Genomic DNA, 20706 nt, shown 5'->3' on the forward strand with positions numbered 1-20706 from the left:
CGATAAAACACGCATTGGGTCGATCGACGCACGGCCAGTCACGCAGCGTCGGCGTCCTGGCACGCGTAGTACGCAAGAAACATGTCGGCCGCGGATTCGGCAAGCCTCTGCTGCTCCTGCATGCCAAGCGGTGGCTGGCCCATCGTGACTTGCGGCCAGAACGCGAAAGCTTTCACGATGCCTTGCAGCTGATGAGCCGCAAATACGGGATCCGTGACCGACAGGCGGCCGGCCGCCGCCGCCGCGCGAATCCAGACCGTCAGGTCTTCTTCGCGTTCGCCGAGGCGTTCGACCATATCGCGCGCGCGCTCCGGAGAATGAATGGCCGCGCCGATCGCGACGCGTGCGAGCGCAAGAAACGCTTCGTCGTTCAACAGGCGCAATTTGCGGTCCAGCAGGGCGAGCAGCTGCTCGCGCAGCGGGACGTCCGGACAATAGGCAGGTGGGCTGGCCGTCCGGGTCGCATCCCATAGCTGATGGAGAATCGCGGCGAACAGGGTCTCCTTGCTCGGGAAATGGTTGTAGACGGTGCGTTTCGACACGTCCGCGCGCGCGGCGATGCGATCCATGCTGGTTGCGTCGTAGCCCGCCGCGAGGAATTCCTCGATCGCGGCGTCGATGATCGCCGCGCGTTTTCGATCGGTCAGGCGCGAAGGAGAAGTACTCGTATCCATACAAAAAATTTTACACCTCCGAGTTTACTTTTCCCAGGGATAAACTACACTGATCGGTGTACTTTTCTTTCCGGACGAATCGACATGGCTTCGCCTCTCGTTTTCCTTCATCGCGTTCTGGGTTTCGCTGCCGCCAGGCGTGGCCGCGCGTTGTCCAGTGGGTCGCCGCAACATACCGGCGAACGCTTCAGCAACGTCGCACCGCGGCCGACCGAAGGTTTCGGCAAGACGCTCGGGATCGCATGGAACATGCTGGTCAACAAACCGCGCAACACCACGCCGACCGGCGCTCTGCCTATCGATTCACTGACTCTGGAACAACTCGACGCTGCTCCCGACCGGAGCCTGTACCGGCTTGGGCACTCGACGCTGCTGCTGAAGCTTCGTGGCGAGTTCTGGTTGACCGATCCGGTGTTTGCCGAGCGCGCATCGCCATTTCGGCACCTCGGCCCCAAGCGCTTTCATGCCCCTCCGATTGCACTCGAGGATCTTCCTCCGTTGCGCGGCGTGATTCTCTCGCACGATCACTACGATCACCTCGACCGCGACACGGTGCTGGCGCTCGCGGCCACCACCGACGTGTTCGTCACGACGCTGGGTGTCGGCGATCGCCTGATCGACTGGGGTATCGACGCGAAAAAGGTACGCCAGCTCGACTGGTGGCAAAGCATCGACGTAGACGGGCTGATGCTGACCGCGACACCGGCGCAGCATTTCTCCGGGCGGAGCCTGTTCGATGGCAACAGCACGCTATGGGCGTCATGGGTCATCGTCGATGACGACCTGCGTGTGTTTTTCAGCGGCGACACCGGGTATTTCGATGGCTTCCGGGCCATCGGCGAACGCCTGGGGCCATTCGATGTGACGCTGATCGAAACCGGCGCGTACGACGCGCAATGGCCGTACGTGCACATGCAGCCGGAAGAAACCGTGCAGGCACACATCGATCTGCGCGGCCGTACGCTGATACCGATTCACAATGGCACGTTCGATCTCGCGATGCACCGGTGGCAAGAACCGTTCGAGCGGGTCACCGCATTGGCCATGGTGCGAGGCGCAGGACTGTCGACGCCCAGGATCGGCGAGCGGCTCGATTTGAACGAACCGCATCGCGGCGAACAGTGGTGGCGTACGGTTGATGAACAAGCAGAGAAGCCAGCAGCGAAATCGCGTCGGTGGCAGCTGTGCACAACGCAGGTGACGAAGTAGGTTTGCCCGCCGCCGCGCTTTCCGCTCTGGAGAAGCGCGGCGGAAATGTGCGCTCCGTCACGGAGTGACGCAAGGTAGTGGGCGCGTCGTCAACGGCAATCGGCTCGACGGAAAAGTGCTTCAGCCGCCCACTGGAAATTCAGCCTACGGGCGACGGGCGGTCAATGCAGGCCCGGCGTCGCGCGCCCCCATAGCTGCCGCTGACCAAGCACTTCAAAATCGATCCCGCGCCCATCGGCCCTATCTCCCTCCCCTTCGAAAAGCGGCCCGGCCATAGAAAATCGGTCGGTGACGCGACTCGTCGATCCAATATCGGATCAAGGTATTTCGATCGCACCAAAGGCAGTAATTTCACAATCCTGCTGCGGTGAAGAACGACGTTGTCACGTGACAACTCAACATGAACGAGTCCACATGAGCGCGCCGTGGATTCACGCCAGGCATGTCGCGAGCACTCAGCCAAGCAGACGGCTCGTAGGCAATCGCACAGACACGTATCAAACACTACGAAACACATTTCAGACAACACATTTGCGTCTAAATTACCTTTGCCAGAAGCCAATTTTTCGCACCATCTTCATACGCCCCCATTTACATGGCAAATCTGATGTGTTTTGCGTGAAACAACATGAAGAAAGTGCCGCAACCCATTGCCTGACAAGGGTTTACGGAGATACCCCATTTTTCAGTAATGTTTCACGAACATGCGCTGCGACGTTGCTGTTCGCCCGGGTCGGGCCAGATTGAAATGTAATACAGGCACCCAGAGTCTCTTCACGACGAACCATCACGATCATCGTCTCGCTCAACACAGGCAACCCAACGAACACTACTCTCCCTACCCCGAACAATAGTGAGCCAATAGGGCACGCGCCCCATTTAAATGGGGTCGTATCATCAGTCAAAATATCTACCGACCCATCCTCCAGGGCTTCTAGCGGCCGTGGCCGCTGATACCGCTCGCTGGGCCTTGATGACCAATTCCGGTCATCAAGGCCCAGCGCCCGTCGCTCTTGTAGTGCACCTGCTATCGCAGCGCGCGAGTCAGGTCTGTCGTTTCGGCGTAGGTTATTCGGCTCACTAAGCTAGTGCCGTTGTCACGTGACAACTCGGGTCCCCATCTCCCACGAAGCCCAACTCGAATCTCCGGCGATCAACGCAGTCTCCGGTAGTGGGTCGAAAGCGAATTACCAGCCCCATCTCCGCTATAGCGAACGCTTCCAAATTTATTGCAACCCACATCGAAATCAGTCTCCCGTGCCAGTTGTCACGTGCCAGTTGTCACGTGCCAGTTGTCACGTGCCAGTTGTCACGTGTCAGTTGTCACGTGACAATCGCTCATGACCGCATTCTTAGCATCTGGCCGGCGGCCATATCCTGGAATGAAGAACGAATCCGAGAGTCCTAAAGTCACAGCCCCGATCGGGATATCACTGGTTCACACGCATCGATGCCTCGGGACACCCGACTTGTCACGTGACAACTGCGCAAAGCCGCATCACCTACTGTCGAACGGTCACGTCATCGCAGCAACATTTCCAAAACGACACTCAGGCATTCACTAAATCCAAGGCTTGAGAATTTTTTCTGCGAACTCGCGCGGGCTTTCCTTAAGAGAAATTTCTTATTAGTAGTTAGACAAAGAAACATCGGTTTTTCTAAATTCAAAACCACAAGATAGATAGCTAGCCATCCGGCCCGCTTGTCACGTAACAACCACCTCGATCTACAAATTCATATCGTCATCGAACACTTTTTCTGGACATTTCGATAGCAACTACATATATTACGAAAAACTCCGTGGAGAACTTTAATGGCTTTCAAGATCGCCGTTAGCAATCAAAAAGGTGGGACTGGAAAGACCACCATCTCCGTCAATATCGCAGCGGCCTTCGAGGCCGGCGGCAACAAGGTCGCATTGATCGATGCCGATCCTCAGGGCACGTCGGTCAGATGGGTCACGAGCGGAGAAAACACACTTCCGATGACGGTACTGTCGCTGGCACCCGCCGGCCGCGGCATCGGCGGCGAGATCAAGAAGCAGGATGCAAACTTCGACGTCATCGTCGTCGACTGTCCGGGCAACCTCGAGGATCCCCGCATCGCATCCGTGCTCGAAGTCGCCGATTTCTGCCTCGTGCCGCTGTCCCCATCGCCGGCCGATCTGTACAGCACCGTTGCGATGATTCGTATGATCGAGTCGATGCGCTCCGTTCGTAACCCAAGTCTTTCTTCTGCGCTGATGCTGAATAGCGTCAATGGAAAAACTAAAATGCGTGAAGAAATTTTAAAAATTCTAAGAGCTGAAGAAATAGGGGAGCATCTGCTCGACAGCCAGATCGCGCAACGCGAGGTCTATCGTCAGACGTTCGCGCTCGGCACCACGATCCATCATCACAACCGGTACCTGAAGGGGCTGAAGGAAGCCCGCGCAGAGATCGAAAGGCTCGTCACGGAAATGGCCCAATACATCGCATCGACGCGCGCGACCGGAGCCGCTCATGGCTAAAGACACATCGAAAGACAAGAAGCCGACCGGCAATCTGCATCTCGCCGCCGGCCTGCTGCGCGGGCTCGCGCAGGAAAACGCGGCGCTGGAAACGCGGCTGCCCGAGCCGGTGCCTCCGGCATCGGATATCGCTGTCGAAACCACGACCACCGCCGCTCCGAGCGCACCGGCACCCGCGGATGCCCCCGATCTCGGCGCGCCGCAAAGGGTTGCGGTCAAGGACTGCATCCCGAACCCGTTCAACCCGCGCGTGTTCTATTCGGAATCGAGCCTGCACGAACTCGCACTGACGTTGAAGCGGGAAGGGCAGATCGAGCCGATCAAGGTCACGCGGCTCCCGCAATTCCCCGGCAAGCTCGTCGTGATCGACGGGCAACGCCGGCTGCGCGCGACGAGCATCAACGGCGACGAAACGATCAACGCGACGTTCCGTACGGATCACACGCCCGAGCAGCTCTATACGATCGCGTATCGCGCCAACCACGACCACGAACGCCAGACGATCTTCGACGACGCGGTCGCATGGAAGCGTCTTCTCGACGAAAAGGTCTTCCCCGACCAGAACACGCTCGCGGAGAAGATCGGCAAGGACAAGGCATCGATCAGCAAGACGCTGTCGCTGAACGCACTGCCGAACACGCTGCTCGAGCGGATGGCCAGCGCGAACGACGTGGTCGGCCTGCAGGCGGCGTATTTCCTGAAGCTGATTTTCGAGCGCCTGGGCGAACCGGCCGCCGACCGTCTGCTCACGGCCGTGATGGACCGCAAGAAGTCGGTGCGCGATCTCGAGAACTTCCTGCGTGCGCAGAGCGACGGCAACAAGAAGACGGGGCGCACGCGCTACAGCGTTCGCCACGATTTCGCGCTCGAATCGCGCGCGATCGGTCAGTTGAAGACGTATCCGGACGGGCGTCTGGATCTGCAACTCAAAGGCGTGGATGCGTCCCACCAGGAGGCGCTTGCCGATCGGCTCAAGACCGTCATCGACGCATACGTTGCCGAACTGGCTTCAGCAGCGCAAAAGTAAGCGCCCAAAGCAAAGGCCTCGCTCCTGCATCGCGCGGCGCCGCCGGATGATATCCGGCGCACCGCGCATACTGGCTGCGAGGCCTTGATCAGTTGGTCGCGAGACTGCTTTTCAGCAGGAATTCCAGCAGATCGTCCGAGGTCGGTTCGCCCCACGTGTCGAGCGCCAGCCACCGGAAGAAGCTGGTCTGCGCCAGCTTGCTGGCCTTCTTCTTCGGCGACAGCGTGAGATCCTTCGAACCGGCAACCGTCTCGTTGTAACGTTCGATCAGCTTGGTCTGGTCGTCGATCTCCAACTCGCGGAAATACGCACCGGCTTCATCGACCTTCGCGGCCAGGTATTTGTCGCGGATCTGTTCTTGCTTGCTCTGCGCGGATTCCCTTGCCGGCGCGACCGCCTCCGTGCCCTGCCCGTCGGCCAGCGTATAACCGTGCGTCAGCGCCTTGCGGAAATACGCGGCGACATTGTCGACGGGCGCCGCGTTCTTCTTCGTAGTCCGATTGAGCGTATAGGCGATCGCCGCCTTGATGCGCTGCACGCCGTACTGCGTGATCAACCGGCGTGCTTCCGAGCGCGGAATGCCGAATTTCGCGACTTCCTCGACCAGCGCTTCGTTCTTGGCGTCGCCTTCCTCGACCGTATCCGCGCTCGGCTTGCGCGTCACCTTGAACTGAACGGCTTCCACGCTGCGGCCCGACTTGTGTTCGATCAGCTCGAGCGTATGGTCGGAAACTTCGTTCACCTCCTGAATGCACGGCACCAGGACCTTGCTCTTGAAGAGCTTGTACTCCTTGTACGATTGGGATGCCTTGTCCTGGCCGAGAATGAGATCGCGAAATTTCGGCAGCGGAATCTTCGCGGTGATGCCGATCCCCTCGTAGCGCACCGTGTTTTCCCACAGCGCGAGCGAATGCGATCGCCGAAACTCGCGCGCGATCCGCATATCGATCAGCGCGTAGATCTCCGGATTGAGCAGTTCGCTGCGAATCTGGTCGGAGAAGCTGTACTTCAACACCGATTGCTCGAGCTCGGCGCCGGCGAGCAGGCCTGACGCCTTCCATACCGTCGAGCGATCCGCAGCGAGATAGTCCCAGTTGACGACGGTACTGATCAGCGAGTTGACCGTGTCCTTCACGTACTTCGTGTTGTTGCTGTTCAGCCCGCTCTCGTGCGACAACGCCGCAATCGAGATCGAGAAACTGGTCCGCCCCGGCTCGAACGCTTCCTGGCGAAGCGCGTTCTTGATCAGCGAGCTGAACATCTTGCGCTGCTGCAAACCGATCTTTCCGGACTTCGGAGCGATATGAATTGCCTGGACCGCCTTGCGCAACAGATCGGGAGGCTCGGGCGTCTGAAATAGCGAAACCTGCTTGTCGGAGCCTTTGATTGCGGGCTTGCGCGGCATCGTGATGTCCGGATAAGGTGACCTTGTTGGGGACTGACTTTATACCTTTTCCCGCTGACGAGCAATGCCTCTTTCTCCAGCATTACTTGCACTATCACTTCTAAATGCTTGTCAATAAAGGGAAAAATTATATTTTCAGGTCGTTTCAGATTCCCATATCCATATACCTTCATGCCAAAACCCTTCCCAAAACCAGCTACCTGTCGGATCCGGCAGCCAGATCCGGCACGGGATTTTCCGGGCCGAAGGTACCCATTCATGGGAAGCAATCGGCCGGAAATGGATCAGCAAACGCGATTCATGGTGCTTTGCAACACGGTCCGCTTTCCCTCCCATAACGAGCTACCTTTAGGGCTTCCCATGAATGGGTACCTGTGAAGAGGTGTCGGCTTTGTTTTTTGTCTTCGTGCGAGCCTTCACGACCGAAATCTCTCCCATAAACGGCTACCCTCAGATTTCCCCATAGATGGTTACCTGTGAATGCCGGCGATACTGTTTATGGGACGGTGCCACAGAAGCAGCGCGCGATACCAAGCCAGCAAGCGCCAAACAAGCCCCATATCCGGCTACCTGTGCGTGTCCCCATAACAGGCAACCTCACATAAAACGCTGTGCCTACATTCATCGGCCAGTACGAAAAAGCCCCCCATAAACCGCTACCCAAACATTTCCCCATAGCATGCTACCTGAAGCACTTTTGGGGCAAAATCCCATAACCGTCTACGTGCGCCCCATATCCACAACCCCGATTTCCCACAGCACGGTACCCAATTCCCCAAATCCACAGACCTGAACCCCCAGACCCTTCCACCTGTGCTCCCATAAATGGGTACCGAACATCGGTCAAACCCTTACCAGATAAGGCTGTGAGCCGTCTAAAGGTAGTTAAAGTAGTAAACGTCGTTTACCAAAGATGTAAACACACGTGTGCCTGTGCAAAAAAGCAACCCCCATAAACCGCTACCAAACTGACCTGAATGCGGTCAGCGAGCACAGCAATGAGCCTCAAAATGCTGTGGAGCATCCACCGTTCGACGTTGTCTCAAGCCCGATAAGGCTCTCAGAGGATGTGAGTACCTACTCACAAACCCTCAAACGTAGAAACTTATGGGAGGAAATCAACGTTTCCCGAATATAGGTACCCAGCTATGGGGCCCAAAATTGGTCGGGGCTGGCGACCCACCTCATCGGAATCGCCGTCGACCAGCACCATCGCACTCGACACCTGGATATCACCGGTGCTGTCACAGCAGTCAGAAATCGCTCGAATTTGGCGACGAGTAATTTTTTCGACGCCTGTGCGAGTCGTTCCGCGGATAAGTCTCCGATGGAGATACATGGACGAATCTATGACCGCGACCTGTGGATCATGCAAAGACGACCGTTGCCGAGGCCGGACGATCTCTCACCGGCCTCATGACTTTCTACCTTTGGAACCGCGCCGAAATTGCTGTGCTACCGGGGTCGACAGATGAGGATCCATTCACCGGTCGGCGGAAAACCAGACCTTTCACCGGTGATCATCCATCGCAATTCCGGCATCGTCCCGAACGTGAGGTTCCAGCCGCCGACGAAGCTCACCGTAATCCGATCGATGACTGGATCCCGAACATTCTCACCCTGGAAAGCTGTCGAGTCCTGGAAAGGCTCACCGATAAAGTGACCGGACTGTCTCCACGGATAGTCCGTGCGGGGACACCCTTGATCGAACGGAAAAGCTGTGAAGCATCCGGACGATGGAGCGCATGTCTGTGCGGTCACACAGGCATAAGACTCGTCGCGACGTGGGCAATGGATGAAATCGCAGCGTCCGAATAGGCGAAGGTTCGCACGGCATTCATGCGTGCATGTGAGCAACGAGCGTCGATCGACGTGGTGACGCTGTGCCGGCATGTCTCATCACCAGCGCACGCCGCGCCCGACGAGCCGCCAGGAAGGGCAGCGAACAGGTAGCCATGCGCGTATCGAGCGGTTACCCGATCGTTCGTGTCGAACTGCATCGCCGTACCAGGAGTGAACTGGAATTCGGCACAGAGTGATTCGTGGTCGTTTATGGGAGAGCGCGACACTCGCGTGCCATGGCGCGGGACATTGGTTCACAGGCAAGCGCTTCCTGTGGTGGGCGCGCTTGTGATGCGACGATCACGCCGGACGAGTCGCGAACGCCATCGTTGAAACGGCGACGACGTGCGAATGCACCGTGCATCGAAATGGAGCGCGCTCCTATCGACAAGCTGTGTCGTATTGCCGGAGCGATCCGGTTCGCCGGATGGTTACCTTGGATCATGGGCACCGCGCACGTAGTGCCGAACGATGCACCGTTGCTACCTTTGTCAGCCGCTGATCGCGGGACCCACAGCGAACCCCTGCGATGCAGTGTTTCCCATACACGTCTACCTCGAACTACGGTTACGACGCCACTTTTTTCACAACACGGTTATGATGCAAAAGCCCTGATCGTGACCTGATGGCCGGTCGGGGGCAGGGGGCGGTATCTCGACGTGCTTTCAATCCGTGATCAATCAGAAATCAATCAGAAAAGAGAGTTCAGCGATGCGAATCCAGATCAGAAAACTCACGCTGGCTGCTACGGCAGCAGCTTTCCTCTTCGGCTCGGCAGCTCCGGTGTTCGCGCAGACCGACGCCAGCGCACCGGCCGCACAGGATGCCAAGGCCGCAAAGCGTGAGGCGCGCAAGGCAGCCCGGGCAAAACGCAAAGCCGAACACAAGGCAGCGCGCGCGAAGAACACCGCCGAATTGAAGAAACTCGAAGACGCCGGGTACAAGCCGGCGGCCAACGATCCGAACTATCCGCAGAATCTGCAGAACGCGGAGAAGAAAGCCGCCGGCGCAAGCCAGTAAGCATCACCCGTACGCCAGGCCGCGGCTCGATCCGCGGTCTGGCGCATGTGCCACGGAAATGCGTTGCGCTTCCGTGAAAAATGCAGGCGGCGAGTCTGCGTCAATTGATTCGTGATCCTATGTTTTTGGGGCGTGCGGAAGCTGCGTCAGCAAGGTCTTCACTATCTGTCCCGCTCGCCGACGCAAATCGGACGCGCTGTCGAAGCGGGAGCCTCCGGATAAGAACGCAGCCCATCCGGTTCAGCGCCGCACTTCTGTCGCTGCGCTGCCCGTCGCCTTCAGCCAATCCTTGAACGCGCGCACGGCTTCGTCCTCCGCACGTGCGGCCGCCACATAAGTGAAATACCGCCACGGCGGCAACGCCGGTTCGCTGAACGGCTGCACGAGCCTGCCTTCGGCAATGTCGTCCGCGACGAGCGCGATCGGCCCCATGGCGACGCCGAGCCCGTCGAGCGCGCCTTGCAATGTCAGGTAGAAGTGCTCGAGCGTCAGCGAGTGCCGCGGCACGAGGTTCGCATAACCGGCCGCCGCGAGCCATTCGGGCCACATGCCCGGATAAGTCGCCGCATGCAGCAGCGTGAAGCCGGCGAGATCGGCCGGCGTGCGCAACGGTCGCCCCTCGAGCAGCTTCGGCGCACACACGGGCAACCGGACTTCGGACAGGAATTCGTCGGCGACATAGCCGTCGATCGTCTGCGGACCGCCGCGGACGATCAGGTCGACCTTGTCGCGCAACTTCTCGATCGGCTCGTTCGACGTCGACAGCCGCACCTCGATGGCCGGATGGGCGACCTGGAACGACGACAGTTTCGGCACGAGCCAGCGCAGCGAAAACGTTGCGGGCGCGCTCACGCGCAGCACGCGCTGCTGCGCGTGGCCGAAATGCTGCGCGGTGGCGAGCGCGATCCGGTCGAACGATGCGCCGACTTCGGCGAGATACGCTCGGCCGGCATCCGTCAGCTCGACGCGCCGGTTGTGCCGTTCGAAGAGCGGCCGGCCGAGCCATGTCTCGAGCTGCTGCACGTGCCGGCTGATCGCGCCGTGTGTCACGCACAACTCGTCGGCGGCATGCGTGAAGCTGCCGAGCCGGGCCGCGGCTTCGAACGCGCGCAGCGAATTCAACGGTGGGAGTCGTCGGGCCATTTCCTCATTTCGTGTGAAATTTACTCACGCGAATACTCAGATTTAATCGTTTGATCATGCGATCCAGCTCCGCCAATATGGCACACAAACGGGCGATGCGGCCTGAATACGTGTCTGGATTTCTCACATGGAGCATGGAACATGGCGAACGTGGTCGTAGTAGGCGCCCAATGGGGTGACGAAGGCAAGGGGCGCGTCGTGGACTGGCTGGCGGCGCAGGCCGATCTGGTCGCGCGCTACAACGGCGGCCACAACGCGGGCCATACGCTGGTCGTCGGCGGAAAGACGTACAAGTTGGCGCTGCTGCCGAGCGGCATCGTGCGCGGCAAGCGCGGCGTGATCGGCAACGGCGTGGCGCTCGATCCGGAGGCGCTGCTCGCGGAGATCGCGCGGATGGCCGAGCTCGGGCTGTCGGTCACGCCGGACAATCTGTCGATCGCCGAAAACGCGACGCTGGTGCTGCCGATCCACCGTGCGATCGACCAGGCGCAGGAGCGTCAACGCCGCGAGCCGATCGGCACCACGCTGCGCGGGATCGGGCCGGCCTACGAGGACAAGGTCGGGCGCCGCGGGCTGCGCGTCGGCGATCTGGCGGAACCGGGCCGGCTCGCCGAGAAGCTCGACGTGCTGGTCGATCATCACAACGCGTGGTTTCGCGGGCTGGGGCTCGAGCCATACTCGCGCGACGCGCTGCTCGCGATCCTCGTCGACGTCGCGCCGAAGATCCTGCCGTTCGTGCGCCCCGTGTGGGCCGACCTCAACGAGGCGACCGACCGCGGCGAGCGCATCCTGTTCGAAGGCTCGCAGGCCGTGATGCTGGACATCGACTGGGGCACGTATCCGTTCGTGACGTCGTCCGGCACCGTGGCGTCGGCCGCAGCAGCCGGCACGGGCCTCGGCGCGTCCAGGCTCGGCTACGTGCTGGGCGTGACCAAGGCATATGCGACGCGCGTCGGTGGCGGCCCGTTCCTGACCGAGCTGACCGACGCAACCGGCGAAGCGCTGCGCGCGCGCGGCCAGGAATTCGGCGTCAACACCGGCCGGCCGCGCCGCTGCGGATGGCTCGATGCCGCGCAGTTGCGTCAGGCCGTCCGGATCTCCGGGATCGATTCCCTCGCGCTCACCAAGCTCGACGTGCTCGACGGCTTCGACGCAATCGAACTGTGCGTCGGCTACGAACTCGACGGCGCACGCGTCGACCACCTGCCCGCCAGCCTCGATGCGCAGTCGCGCGCGAAGCCGGTCTACGAACGGTTCGACGGCTGGCGCGGCACCGTGAAAGGCGTGCGCGAACGTGCGGCGTTGCCGCGTGCCGCGCAGGATTTCATCGCACGCGTCGAGGCGGTGGCGGGCGCGCCCGTATCGATGATCACGACCGGCGCCGAGCGTGACGACACGATCGTCCTGAGCAATCCTTTCGACCCGGCGTAAGCACGAGCAAGCACGACGCGGCCCGCGCAATGCGGACCCGGCAGGCCGTCGCCAGGCGGCCTGCCCCCATCCGGTGCGGTCGCCCTTCGGGCGTGCGCCGTCGCGTGAACGATCGTCCGCCTTCCCCGCACACGGCAAACTGGACACGCCTGCATCGCTGCGGTACTGTTCCGCACAATTCGCGCCAGACCGGCCCGTGCCGGGGCGGGTGCCGCTGCGAAGCGATTTCAATCCCGGGGACATGTCGATGGACACGTTACAGATGATGCGCATTTTCGTCCGGGTGGCGGAGGAGGGCAGCTTCACGAGCGCGGCCCAGCGCCTGGACATCACCACCGCTTACGCATCGCGTTCGGTCGCCCAACTCGAAACGCATCTGCGCACGCGTCTGCTCAATCGAAGCACGCGCCGCATCGCGTTGACCGATGCCGGACAGCGCTACCTCGACCGGTGCCAGCGCATCCTCGGCTATATCGACGAAGCGGAAGCCGAGGCGGCCGACGCGCAGGCGAAGCCGTCGGGGCGGCTCCATGTCCACGCGACGACGAGTTTCGGCCAAGCATATCTGGTGCCCGCGGTCGTGCGATACCGGCAGCGCTATCCGTCCGTGGCGGTCGAGCTCACGCTGTCGCAGCACGTGCCCGACATCATCGACGAAGGCTACGACGTGTCGCTGCAACTGAGCTCGACGGAGTTGCCCGATTCGGGACTGGTATCGCAGCGGCTCGGCGATGTGCACAGCGTACTGTGCGCGTCGCCCGCCTATCTGAAGGAACGCGGCACGCCGCATACCGTGCGCGATCTCGAAGCGCATGCCTGCCTGCAGATCGTCACGCCCGTGTTTCCGCGCGACCGCTGGCATCTCGACGGCCCCAACGGCCGCGAGACGTTCGAACTGCCGCCGCCCGATTTTCAGGTCAACATCGCCGATGCGCTCGGCGGTGCGCTGCGCGCCGGCCTCGGGATCGGCTCGCTGCCGATGTCGAGCGCGGTTCCGGCGCTGGCAAGTGGCGCGCTCGTGCGCGTGTTGCCCGAGTACCGGCTGCAGAAGCTGACGGTCTATACGCTGTATGCGTCGCGCCAGTACCTCGACGCGAAGATCCGCACCTTCGTCGATTTCCTGCGCGAATGCGTGCCCGAAATGCTGTCCGCCGACGAGGCGGCGTTGTGCGCGCCCAGCAGGTCCTGAGCGAACGGTAACGACGCATGCCGCGCCTGATGATGCGGCGCGTCGTGTTGTCGATGCATGAACAGATTGTCGCTTGCTCCAGATAATTCGCATAACGAAGCGATGAACCCGGAAGATGCGATCACGCCGATCGGCCGTGTCGTCAGCCGCGCGCCTTTATGAAAACCCCTGCTTTCGATATCGGACATCGTTGGTTCGGTGCGAAGCGTCGACCCCCTAGAATCGATTCGGCTCGCGCGAGCGGTTCGACACGCCGGTATCGATGTCGCGAACCGCAAGCGCGCAACGCGTTCCTCCGCTTCCTTCCGATCGAACACAGGACACCATGGCAGACCGACTTTCCAGATCCCGCCGCCGGCTCATCCAGGCCGGCCTGGCGATCGCCGCGGGCGCTGCCGCCCAGCCGCGCTTCGCGTTCGCCGATGCGGCCGGCACGCGCACGTTGCGCATCGGCTACCAGAAAGGGCCGCTGAGCCTGTTGAAGGCGAGGGGCTCGCTGCAGGGCAAGCTCGCCACGCTGGGCGTCAACGTCACGTGGACCGAATTCCCGTCGGGGCCGCCCCAACTCGAAGCGCTGAACGCGGGATCGATCGACTTCGGCGATGTCGGCGAGGCGCCGCCGATCTTCGCGCTCGCGGCGGGCGCACCGCTCGTCTATTACGCGCAGACGCCGGCGGGCCCCGCGGCCGAGGCCGTGGTCGTTGCCAAGGATTCGCCGGTGAAGACCTTCGCGGATCTGCGCGGCAAGCGCATCGCGCTCGTGAAGGGATCGAACACGCACTTCCTGCTGGTCAGGTTGCTGCAGGCGGCGAAGCTTCGTTATGCGGATGTCACGCCGGTCTGGCTGTCGCCGTCCGACGCGCGTGCCGCGTTCGAAAGCCGCTCGGTCGACGCGTGGATCATCTGGGATCCGTTTCTCGCGGTCGTCCAGCAGACATTGGGTGCGCGCATCGTCGCGGACGGCTCGGGGCTCGTCGAGAACCGCAGCTACTACTTCGCGTCGCGTACGTATGCGCAGCGCAATGCCGACGTGCTCGACGTGGCCGTGTCCGAGCTGACGGCGGTCCAGCGATGGCTCGACGCGCATCGCGCGCAGGGCGCGGCCGAGTTCTCGAAACTATGGGGCATTCCTGAGCCGGCGGTGGCGCTCGCATTCAGCCGCGCGCGCTTCGGCGTCGAACCCGTGACGCGCGACACGCTTGCGTATCAGCAGCGCATCGCGGACGTGTTCTACCAGGCGGGAATTTTGCCGAAGCGGGTCGACGTGAGCCAGGCAGCGCCACCTACGCTCGCGTGACGAATCCTTTCCGGTAAACGACAACGCCACGGACGTCGATCCGTGGCGTTTTGCTTGATGCGCCCCACTGCACGGAAGTCGTGTGCAGCGAAGAACACCGCATCAGCGCTGCGAGTCCCAGAGCGTGCGCCCGAAGAACGTGAGCGTGCGATCCCATGCGAACTGCGACCACACCGGATCGAACTGCGTGCCGCCGATGCGGCCGGGCCCGACGGCCGTTTCGTTCGCGAACGCGTGATGCGCGAGATAACGATGGAACTCGATGTCGACCTTGGCATCGGTCAGCTTCTTCTCCAGCGCATCGACCTGGTCGATCGCGAAGAACGCATCCTGCGTGCCCCAGTGACCCATCAGCGGCACCTTGATCTTCGACGGATCGAGATAGTCGAGCGGGGGGAAGCCGTACCACGTGACGCCGGCGTCCGCATCGGCGAACTGCAGCGACAGCAGCGTCAGAGCGCCGCCCATGCAGAAGCCCGTGACGGCAACGCGCGACGCGCGCGTCTTCAGGTATTGCACCGCGCCGGGGATGTCCTGCGACGCGGCGTCGCCGAAATCGAGCCCGGTCATCAGATGGTGCGCTTCTTCCTCCTCGACCGTCGACTTGCCGCGATACAGGTCGGGCACGAGCGCGAAGTAGCCGCAGCGCGCGAGCCGGTCGGCGACGCCGCGGATCTGGTCGTTCAACCCCCACCATTCCTGGATGACGACGACCGCGGGCGCGCCTTCGGTCTTTTCCGGCGTGGCGAGGTAGCCCTGCAGTTCCTGGCCGTCCGGGCGGCGAAACTTGATCATGGAACCGGATGTTTGAGACATGAAACCGCTCCTTTTCGAAAAATGCGATGAGTGCGGCATCGGGTCGGCCAGCGAGTGCGGTATGCCCGGTGATTCGAGGCGTCGCTCGCGTTCGCTTTGGCCGGCGTCGACCACGCGGCCATTCTATGCGCAAACGCCGGCAGTCTGCGTGAACGGTGTGACGCGGCGTCCGTTCCGCGCTATCGCGTCGATCGACCGTCGTGGAAGGGTGGTTTCATGCGCCCAAAGTGAAACACCCCGCCCCGATGAACGGGAGCGGGGTGTTTCGTCGACAGCGGGCGTAACGGGGCATGCGCCAGGGGGGACGCGCCGCGTGCGCGGGCCTTACTGACCGAAATAGACCGAGTCGCGCGCGTTCTGCTTGACTGCGATCACGCGCCCGGCGCGCGCGCTGGCCGCAGCCTGGGCGCCGTAACCCGTTGCGTCGTTGTTCGTCACGCGCGCTTGTGCGGTGTGCAGCGCATTCGGGTAGTGAGCGTCGGAAACTTCCGGCTTGTAGCCGGCCTGTTCGAGCTGAACCAGTTCCGCGCGAACCTGGGCTCGCGTGAGTTCGCCCGACGGATTCGATTGTGCGAACGCGCCAAACGATGCGGTGAGGGCGGTGGCGGCGGCGACTGCGTAGATGAACGACTTCATGATGACCTCCGGTTTAGTAGATTTCGCGCTTCGCTTGTTGCGTTCAGCGGTTGATTGCATCGTAGCGATCGCGTTACCGGTCGGAAATAGGCGTTCCAGCGAATGATTATTGCAACTGAGTAAACGATTGGAATGGCGTGCGGGATTTCGTCTGACGATTGAAGGGGGTTGAAGGGCAATCGAGGTCTTGCGAGATCGCATGTCTGCATGCGGGATTGCCGAGGCGGGACGTAATTCGCTCCTCCTGGCCGGTGGTGACGTACCCGGATTGCGCGATGGTCATCTGTCGCTGCGATTCGCGGCGGGGACGTATCGCGGCCACATGCAGAGTACGGTCGACATGACGATATATTGAATCGGATACCGAAGCATTGCAGGCGGACGCGGAAATGCTCCGACACAATGGCGTTGCCACAGAGGGCTGCCTCTACCTTCACGCATGATTCACGCATGAAGCAGAACGTTCATACCGCTTCGCCGCCCCGTGCCGGATCACGCTTCAACGACCGCCTGTCGTTTCCGGTATTCGGCCGGCGTGATCCCGACATGCCGGACGAACGTTCTTCGGAGCGTATCGACATTCGCGAAACCGCATTTCGCGGCGACCTGCTTCGGCGTGTCATGTCCGTTTTCGAGCAACTGGCGAGCCGCCGAGATGCGAGTCGTTTCGACCCAGGCGGCGGGCGTCATCCCGACCTCCGCGCGAAAGAGCCGCGCGAAGTGGCGCGGGCTCATCCCCGCATGCTTCGCGAGCTCGGCCACCGAGTGTTCGAATTCCGGATGACCGGCGATCCAGCGCTGGACTTCCTGCAGGACCGAGCGCCCGGCCGGGCGCGCCTCGCCGCTACGGCTGAACTGGAGTTGCCCGCCCGGGCGCTTGAAGAACATGACCAGTTGCGCGGCGACGCGCCGCGCGATTTCCCGGCCGAGGTCCTCCTCGACCAGCGCGAGCGCGAGATCGAGGCCGGCCGTAACGCCGGCACCGGTACGCAGCTTGCCATCCCGTACGTACAGCGCGTCTGCTTCGACAGCGAGCGACGGATAGGCTTCGGCGAGCGCGTCGGCGGCGGCCCAGTGCGTCGTCAGGCGTCGTCCTTTCAGTAGCCCGGTCGCGGCGAGGATGAATGCGCCCGTGCAGATCGACCCGTAGCGTTTGCTTTGCACGGCGGCCGATCTGAGCCATGCGAGAACGTCGGTCCGCAGTGCGATGCGGGGCGCGCCGGGCGCACCGGCGACGAGCAGCGTGTCGATCCGATCGGGGATGTCCGGCGCGATCCAGTCGGCCAGCAATTGCGCGCCCGACGAACTGCGGATCGGACCTGACGTGGTCGCGATGATCCGTGTCGTATAGAACGGCTTGCCGCATTCGGCGTTTGCCTGTGCGAATACGTCGAGCGGAGCGGCGACGTCGAGCAGTTGTACGCCCGGTACCGCGAGAATACCAACGACCTTCGGCATGATCGGTTGCGGGTTGTATCGATGTGTCGAACGTGACGCGTAGCAGTATAGACGCGCGGCACTCTGCGATGTGCTGCTGTCTGCGCGCTTTGAGAATGCGTTTTTCACGGTTTCGGCAGTCATGGCCGTCGTGCGAGTGAAATGGCAGGATTTGGCGTATTACGTCGATTGATGCCACATGTCGGACTCCGGAGAATCGATGCTGTCTTCAATGGAGGTCGATCATGACTATGAACGTTGCCGGCATCGCCATTCCCGATAGCCAGCTGGCTCGCGAGATCACCGAACTCGTCCGGGATACCGAGTCCGAATTGCTGTTTCATCACTCCAGCCGTGTCTATTACTTCGGCGCACTGGCGGGCCGGCGCCGCGGGCTCGAGTTCGATCCGGAACTGCTCTATTGCGGCTGCATGTTTCACGACATGGGGCTCACGCATCAACACAGCAGCGCGTGCGAGCGATTCGAAGTGGACGGCGCCAACGCCGCGCGCGAGTTCCTGGCGAGCAGGGGCATTTCGCGGCAGGACATCGACGTTGTGTGGACGTCGATCGCACTGCACACCACGCCGGGTATTCCGCAGCACATGCATCCGGTCGTCGCGCTCGTGACCGCCGGGGTGGAGATGGACGTGCTCGGGCTGACCTATCCGGAGTACGGCGAAGTCGAGCGCGACGCGGTCGTCCGTGCGCATCCGCGTACGCCGCATTTCAAGGAAGACATCATTCAGGCGTTCTACGACGGCATCCGTCACAAACCCGATACGACGTTCGGCAATGTGAAGGCTGACGTACTGGCCGACAAGGACCCGCATTTCCACGCGGGCAACTTCTGCAGCGTGATTCGATCGTCGGCGTGGCCGGGCTGACGATGGTGGGCCGGGGGACTGAGGGAAGCGTTTATCCGTAAGAAAAGTTGTTACGTGACAACGGTGTAACGTTGGCATTAACTTTATATACTGAATCTCGGGAGCCGCCTTCCTGGGCGAATCTTCGATTCGCGCAACCCCGGCGAAACATGACGGGGAACGACCTGCCCGCACCGGCAGGTGACGGTCCGCAGAGGCTGTCGTCGCCCGGCACCGGACAAATCCTCGTCTTTCCGGCAAAACGCCTATAATGAATGGGCAAATTGCCGGAGAGAGGTCATGAGCACCATTGCGTTCCATCCTTCGGGCGTCGCGCATCCGCGTCAGGCCGAATTCACGATACTCGAGCAGTTGCTCGCGATTCGCGTCCGCTCGGGCGCCGATCTTGCCGAGCTGGCGAGCGCTCGGGTCGACGTCGCGGTGATCGACCGGCTGTCGGAGCATGGCCTGAAGTCGGACGAACTCGCGTTCATCATCCCGCGGCGCACGCTGAGCCATCGTCGTCAGTCGCAGGAGCGCCTGTCGCCGGAGGAGTCCGACAAGGCGATCCGTCTTGCGCGTATCGTCGCGCAGGCGACGGCCACGTTCGGCGACCAGGACAAGGCAATGGCGTGGCTGCGCAACGGGCTCCAGCGCTTCGGCGGCCGCACGTCGCTGGACATGTCGAGTACCGAGCATGGCGCGCGGCTCGTCGAAGAGGTTCTCACGCAGGTCGACGAGGGGTACTTCGCTTGACGACGTTGTGGCGGATCAGCAATTACGCGGACCTCAAAGGCATCGGCGGATTGCGTGCCGGCGGGCGCTGGCATTTTGCCGGGCAGCCCGTCGTCTATCTCGCCGAGCACCCGGCGCTCGCGTTGCTCGAGACGCTCGTGCACTTCGAAATCACCACCGTTGCGCAATTGCCGAGCGGTTACCAGTTGCTTCGCGTCGAGGCGCCCGAATCGGTGGACGTCGCCGAGATCGTGGAAGGCGATGCGCCTGCCGACTGGCGAACCGACATCGACTGGACCCGCAGCGCCGGCACCGAATGGCTGCACACGCAGCCGAGCGCACTGCTGCGCGTCCCGAGCGTCGTCGTGCCGCATGCGCACAATTTCCTGCTCAATCCGCTGCACCCGGACGCATCCGCGATCCACATCGCCGAAGTCATGCAGTCGCCGTACGACAGCCGGATCCTGCGGCTCGTCCAGTCGAACACGGGCGAATAGGCGCCGCTGCGCGCCGCCGTGTGCGCCAGCGCGATCAGCGTTCGCGTGCGGCGCGGTCCGCAGCCGCATCGGGCGCCAGCGTCTGACGGATCCGCGTGACCGTTCGCGAGCTGGCCAGGCCGAGCATCGCGGTGACGGCGGCATGCGGATGACCATCGAGCAACTGCCGGCGCGCATACGTATTGCGCAGCACGCGCGGGCTCATGTCCGCCGCATGAAAGCCGATTGCAGTCAGCGCATCGCGCACGACGAGCAGCAGAAACATATCGTTCATTGCGCCGCCGCGCGGGGCGGGAAACAGTCGTCCCGATGCGGCCGCATCGGACGACATCGATCGCCATGCGGCGAGCGGCGCCCGCGCGAACGGGGCGAGTGCGAGCGTCCGCTCGGGCCGGGCACGATGGCGCGGCACGGTGAGCGATGGCGGCCGCGCATCGAGATCGAGCGCGCCGTACGTCACCGCACGCATCTCGGCCGACGTGATCCCGCTCGAGAGCAGCAGCGCGACGATCGCGCGATTCCGGCACGCGGCCGGCGAGTCCGCCGGTTGCGGCTGCACATGGCGCTGCAGCGCGGCATCGGCATCGGACGGCAGGCAGCACGGTTCGGGTTCGCCATCCGGCCACGCGAGATCGCGCGTCGCCCGGCCGGCAGGGTGGTGCGTCCGCACGCCGGCTTCGACCAGATGCCGGCTTAGCCGGTCGATCAGCTTCGCGTAGCGAACGCGTGTCGACGTGCCGGGCGCACAGGTGCGTTCGAGTTCCGCCAGAAATGCCGCGACGTGCTCGGGGCCGAAGGTGGCCGGCGATACGTGGTGCGCGATCAGATGACGCAGGAACCGGTCGAACATCGCCACGTGCTGCACGATCGAGCGCGGCGCGAATGGCCGGCGGCCAGTACCGGTCGCGGCCGTTTCCTGCCACGCGCGGAACGCGCCGACGGGATCGTGAGTCCAGCGATTCGTGTCCATTCG

Annotated in this window: 17 protein-coding genes; 10 read left to right on the plus strand and 7 right to left on the minus strand. The window is 62.2% G+C overall.

The features are described 5' to 3' along the window. Positions 1–38 precede the first annotated feature (38 nt). Complete coding sequence (locus DCN14_RS32425; RefSeq protein ID WP_096508014.1) at positions 39–674, minus strand: TetR/AcrR family transcriptional regulator; 636 nt, start codon at positions 672–674, stop codon at positions 39–41. 84 nt (positions 675–758) lie between these two features. On the opposite strand from DCN14_RS32425, the gene DCN14_RS32430 reads away from it, so the two are divergent. From DCN14_RS32430 to DCN14_RS32440, 3 genes are all read left to right on the plus strand, one after another. Continuing rightward, positions 759–1883, plus strand: coding sequence for an MBL fold metallo-hydrolase (locus DCN14_RS32430; protein WP_096508013.1), 1125 nt, complete (start codon positions 759–761; stop codon positions 1881–1883). Positions 1884–3696: 1813 nt separating this feature from the next. Next, positions 3697–4392, plus strand: coding sequence for a ParA family protein (locus tag DCN14_RS32435; RefSeq protein WP_096508012.1), 696 nt, complete (start codon positions 3697–3699; stop codon positions 4390–4392). Next, entirely contained in the window at positions 4385–5419 is a 1035-nt protein-coding gene (locus DCN14_RS32440; RefSeq protein WP_096508011.1) for a ParB/RepB/Spo0J family partition protein, read from the plus strand. The genes DCN14_RS32435 and DCN14_RS32440 overlap by 8 nt, the downstream gene beginning before the upstream one ends. A gap of 88 nt (positions 5420–5507) precedes the next feature. Here DCN14_RS32440 and DCN14_RS32445 read toward each other — a convergent pair whose 3' ends face one another. Next, positions 5508–6824 (minus strand): replication initiation protein, encoded by a 1317-nt coding sequence (locus DCN14_RS32445; protein WP_096508010.1) that lies wholly within the window; start codon positions 6822–6824, stop codon positions 5508–5510. Positions 6825–9377: 2553 nt separating this feature from the next. Here DCN14_RS32445 and DCN14_RS32450 point away from each other — a divergent pair. Continuing rightward, positions 9378–9686 (plus strand): hypothetical protein, encoded by a 309-nt coding sequence (locus DCN14_RS32450; protein ID WP_096508009.1) that lies wholly within the window; start codon positions 9378–9380, stop codon positions 9684–9686. A gap of 240 nt (positions 9687–9926) precedes the next feature. Here the strand turns inward: DCN14_RS32450 and gcvA are convergent, their stop codons facing one another. Beyond that, on the minus strand, positions 9927–10829 hold the full coding sequence (gene gcvA / locus DCN14_RS32455; RefSeq protein ID WP_096508008.1) for a transcriptional regulator GcvA: 903 nt from the start codon (positions 10827–10829) through the stop codon (positions 9927–9929). 141 nt (positions 10830–10970) lie between these two features. Here gcvA and DCN14_RS32460 point away from each other — a divergent pair, with 141 nt between their 5' ends. The 3 genes from DCN14_RS32460 (at position 10971) to DCN14_RS32470 (ending at position 14746) form a co-directional block, all read left to right on the plus strand. After that, positions 10971–12260, plus strand: coding sequence for an adenylosuccinate synthase (locus DCN14_RS32460; RefSeq protein WP_096508007.1), 1290 nt, complete (start codon positions 10971–10973; stop codon positions 12258–12260). 247 nt (positions 12261–12507) lie between these two features. Continuing rightward, on the plus strand, positions 12508–13449 hold the full coding sequence (locus DCN14_RS32465; RefSeq protein WP_096508065.1) for a LysR family transcriptional regulator: 942 nt from the start codon (positions 12508–12510) through the stop codon (positions 13447–13449). 325 nt (positions 13450–13774) lie between these two features. Next, positions 13775–14746 carry an aliphatic sulfonate ABC transporter substrate-binding protein gene (locus tag DCN14_RS32470; RefSeq protein WP_096508006.1) on the plus strand — a complete coding sequence of 324 codons (972 nt, stop codon included), beginning with the start codon at positions 13775–13777 and terminating at the stop codon, positions 14744–14746. 102 nt (positions 14747–14848) lie between these two features. Here DCN14_RS32470 and DCN14_RS32475 read toward each other — a convergent pair whose 3' ends face one another. The 3 genes from DCN14_RS32475 to DCN14_RS32485 form a co-directional block, all read right to left on the minus strand. Next, positions 14849–15562, minus strand: coding sequence for a dienelactone hydrolase family protein (locus DCN14_RS32475; protein ID WP_096508005.1), 714 nt, complete (start codon positions 15560–15562; stop codon positions 14849–14851). Positions 15563–15886: 324 nt separating this feature from the next. Beyond that, positions 15887–16198 (minus strand): DUF4148 domain-containing protein, encoded by a 312-nt coding sequence (locus DCN14_RS32480; protein ID WP_096508004.1) that lies wholly within the window; start codon positions 16196–16198, stop codon positions 15887–15889. A 492-nt stretch (positions 16199–16690) separates the two neighbouring features. Beyond that, positions 16691–17656 (minus strand): GlxA family transcriptional regulator, encoded by a 966-nt coding sequence (locus DCN14_RS32485; RefSeq protein WP_096508003.1) that lies wholly within the window; start codon positions 17654–17656, stop codon positions 16691–16693. Positions 17657–17880: 224 nt separating this feature from the next. On the opposite strand from DCN14_RS32485, the gene DCN14_RS32490 reads away from it, so the two are divergent. From DCN14_RS32490 to DCN14_RS32500, 3 genes are all read left to right on the plus strand, one after another. Continuing rightward, positions 17881–18522 carry an HD domain-containing protein gene (locus tag DCN14_RS32490; RefSeq protein WP_096508002.1) on the plus strand — a complete coding sequence of 214 codons (642 nt, stop codon included), beginning with the start codon at positions 17881–17883 and terminating at the stop codon, positions 18520–18522. Positions 18523–18801: 279 nt separating this feature from the next. Next, entirely contained in the window at positions 18802–19257 is a 456-nt protein-coding gene (locus DCN14_RS32495) for an antitoxin Xre/MbcA/ParS toxin-binding domain-containing protein (protein ID WP_096508001.1), read from the plus strand. Beyond that, entirely contained in the window at positions 19254–19733 is a 480-nt protein-coding gene (locus DCN14_RS32500) for an RES family NAD+ phosphorylase (RefSeq protein ID WP_096508000.1), read from the plus strand. Before DCN14_RS32495 ends, DCN14_RS32500 begins: the two co-directional genes overlap by 4 nt. A gap of 34 nt (positions 19734–19767) precedes the next feature. Here the strand turns inward: DCN14_RS32500 and DCN14_RS32505 are convergent, their stop codons facing one another. Beyond that, positions 19768–20703, minus strand: coding sequence for a tyrosine-type recombinase/integrase (locus DCN14_RS32505; protein ID WP_096507999.1), 936 nt, complete (start codon positions 20701–20703; stop codon positions 19768–19770). Between the last annotated feature and the right edge of the window lie 3 nt (positions 20704–20706).

It is taken from the genome of Burkholderia sp. IDO3 (genome assembly GCF_003366075.1).
GTDB classification, from domain to species: Bacteria; Pseudomonadota; Gammaproteobacteria; order Burkholderiales; family Burkholderiaceae; genus Burkholderia; species Burkholderia anthina.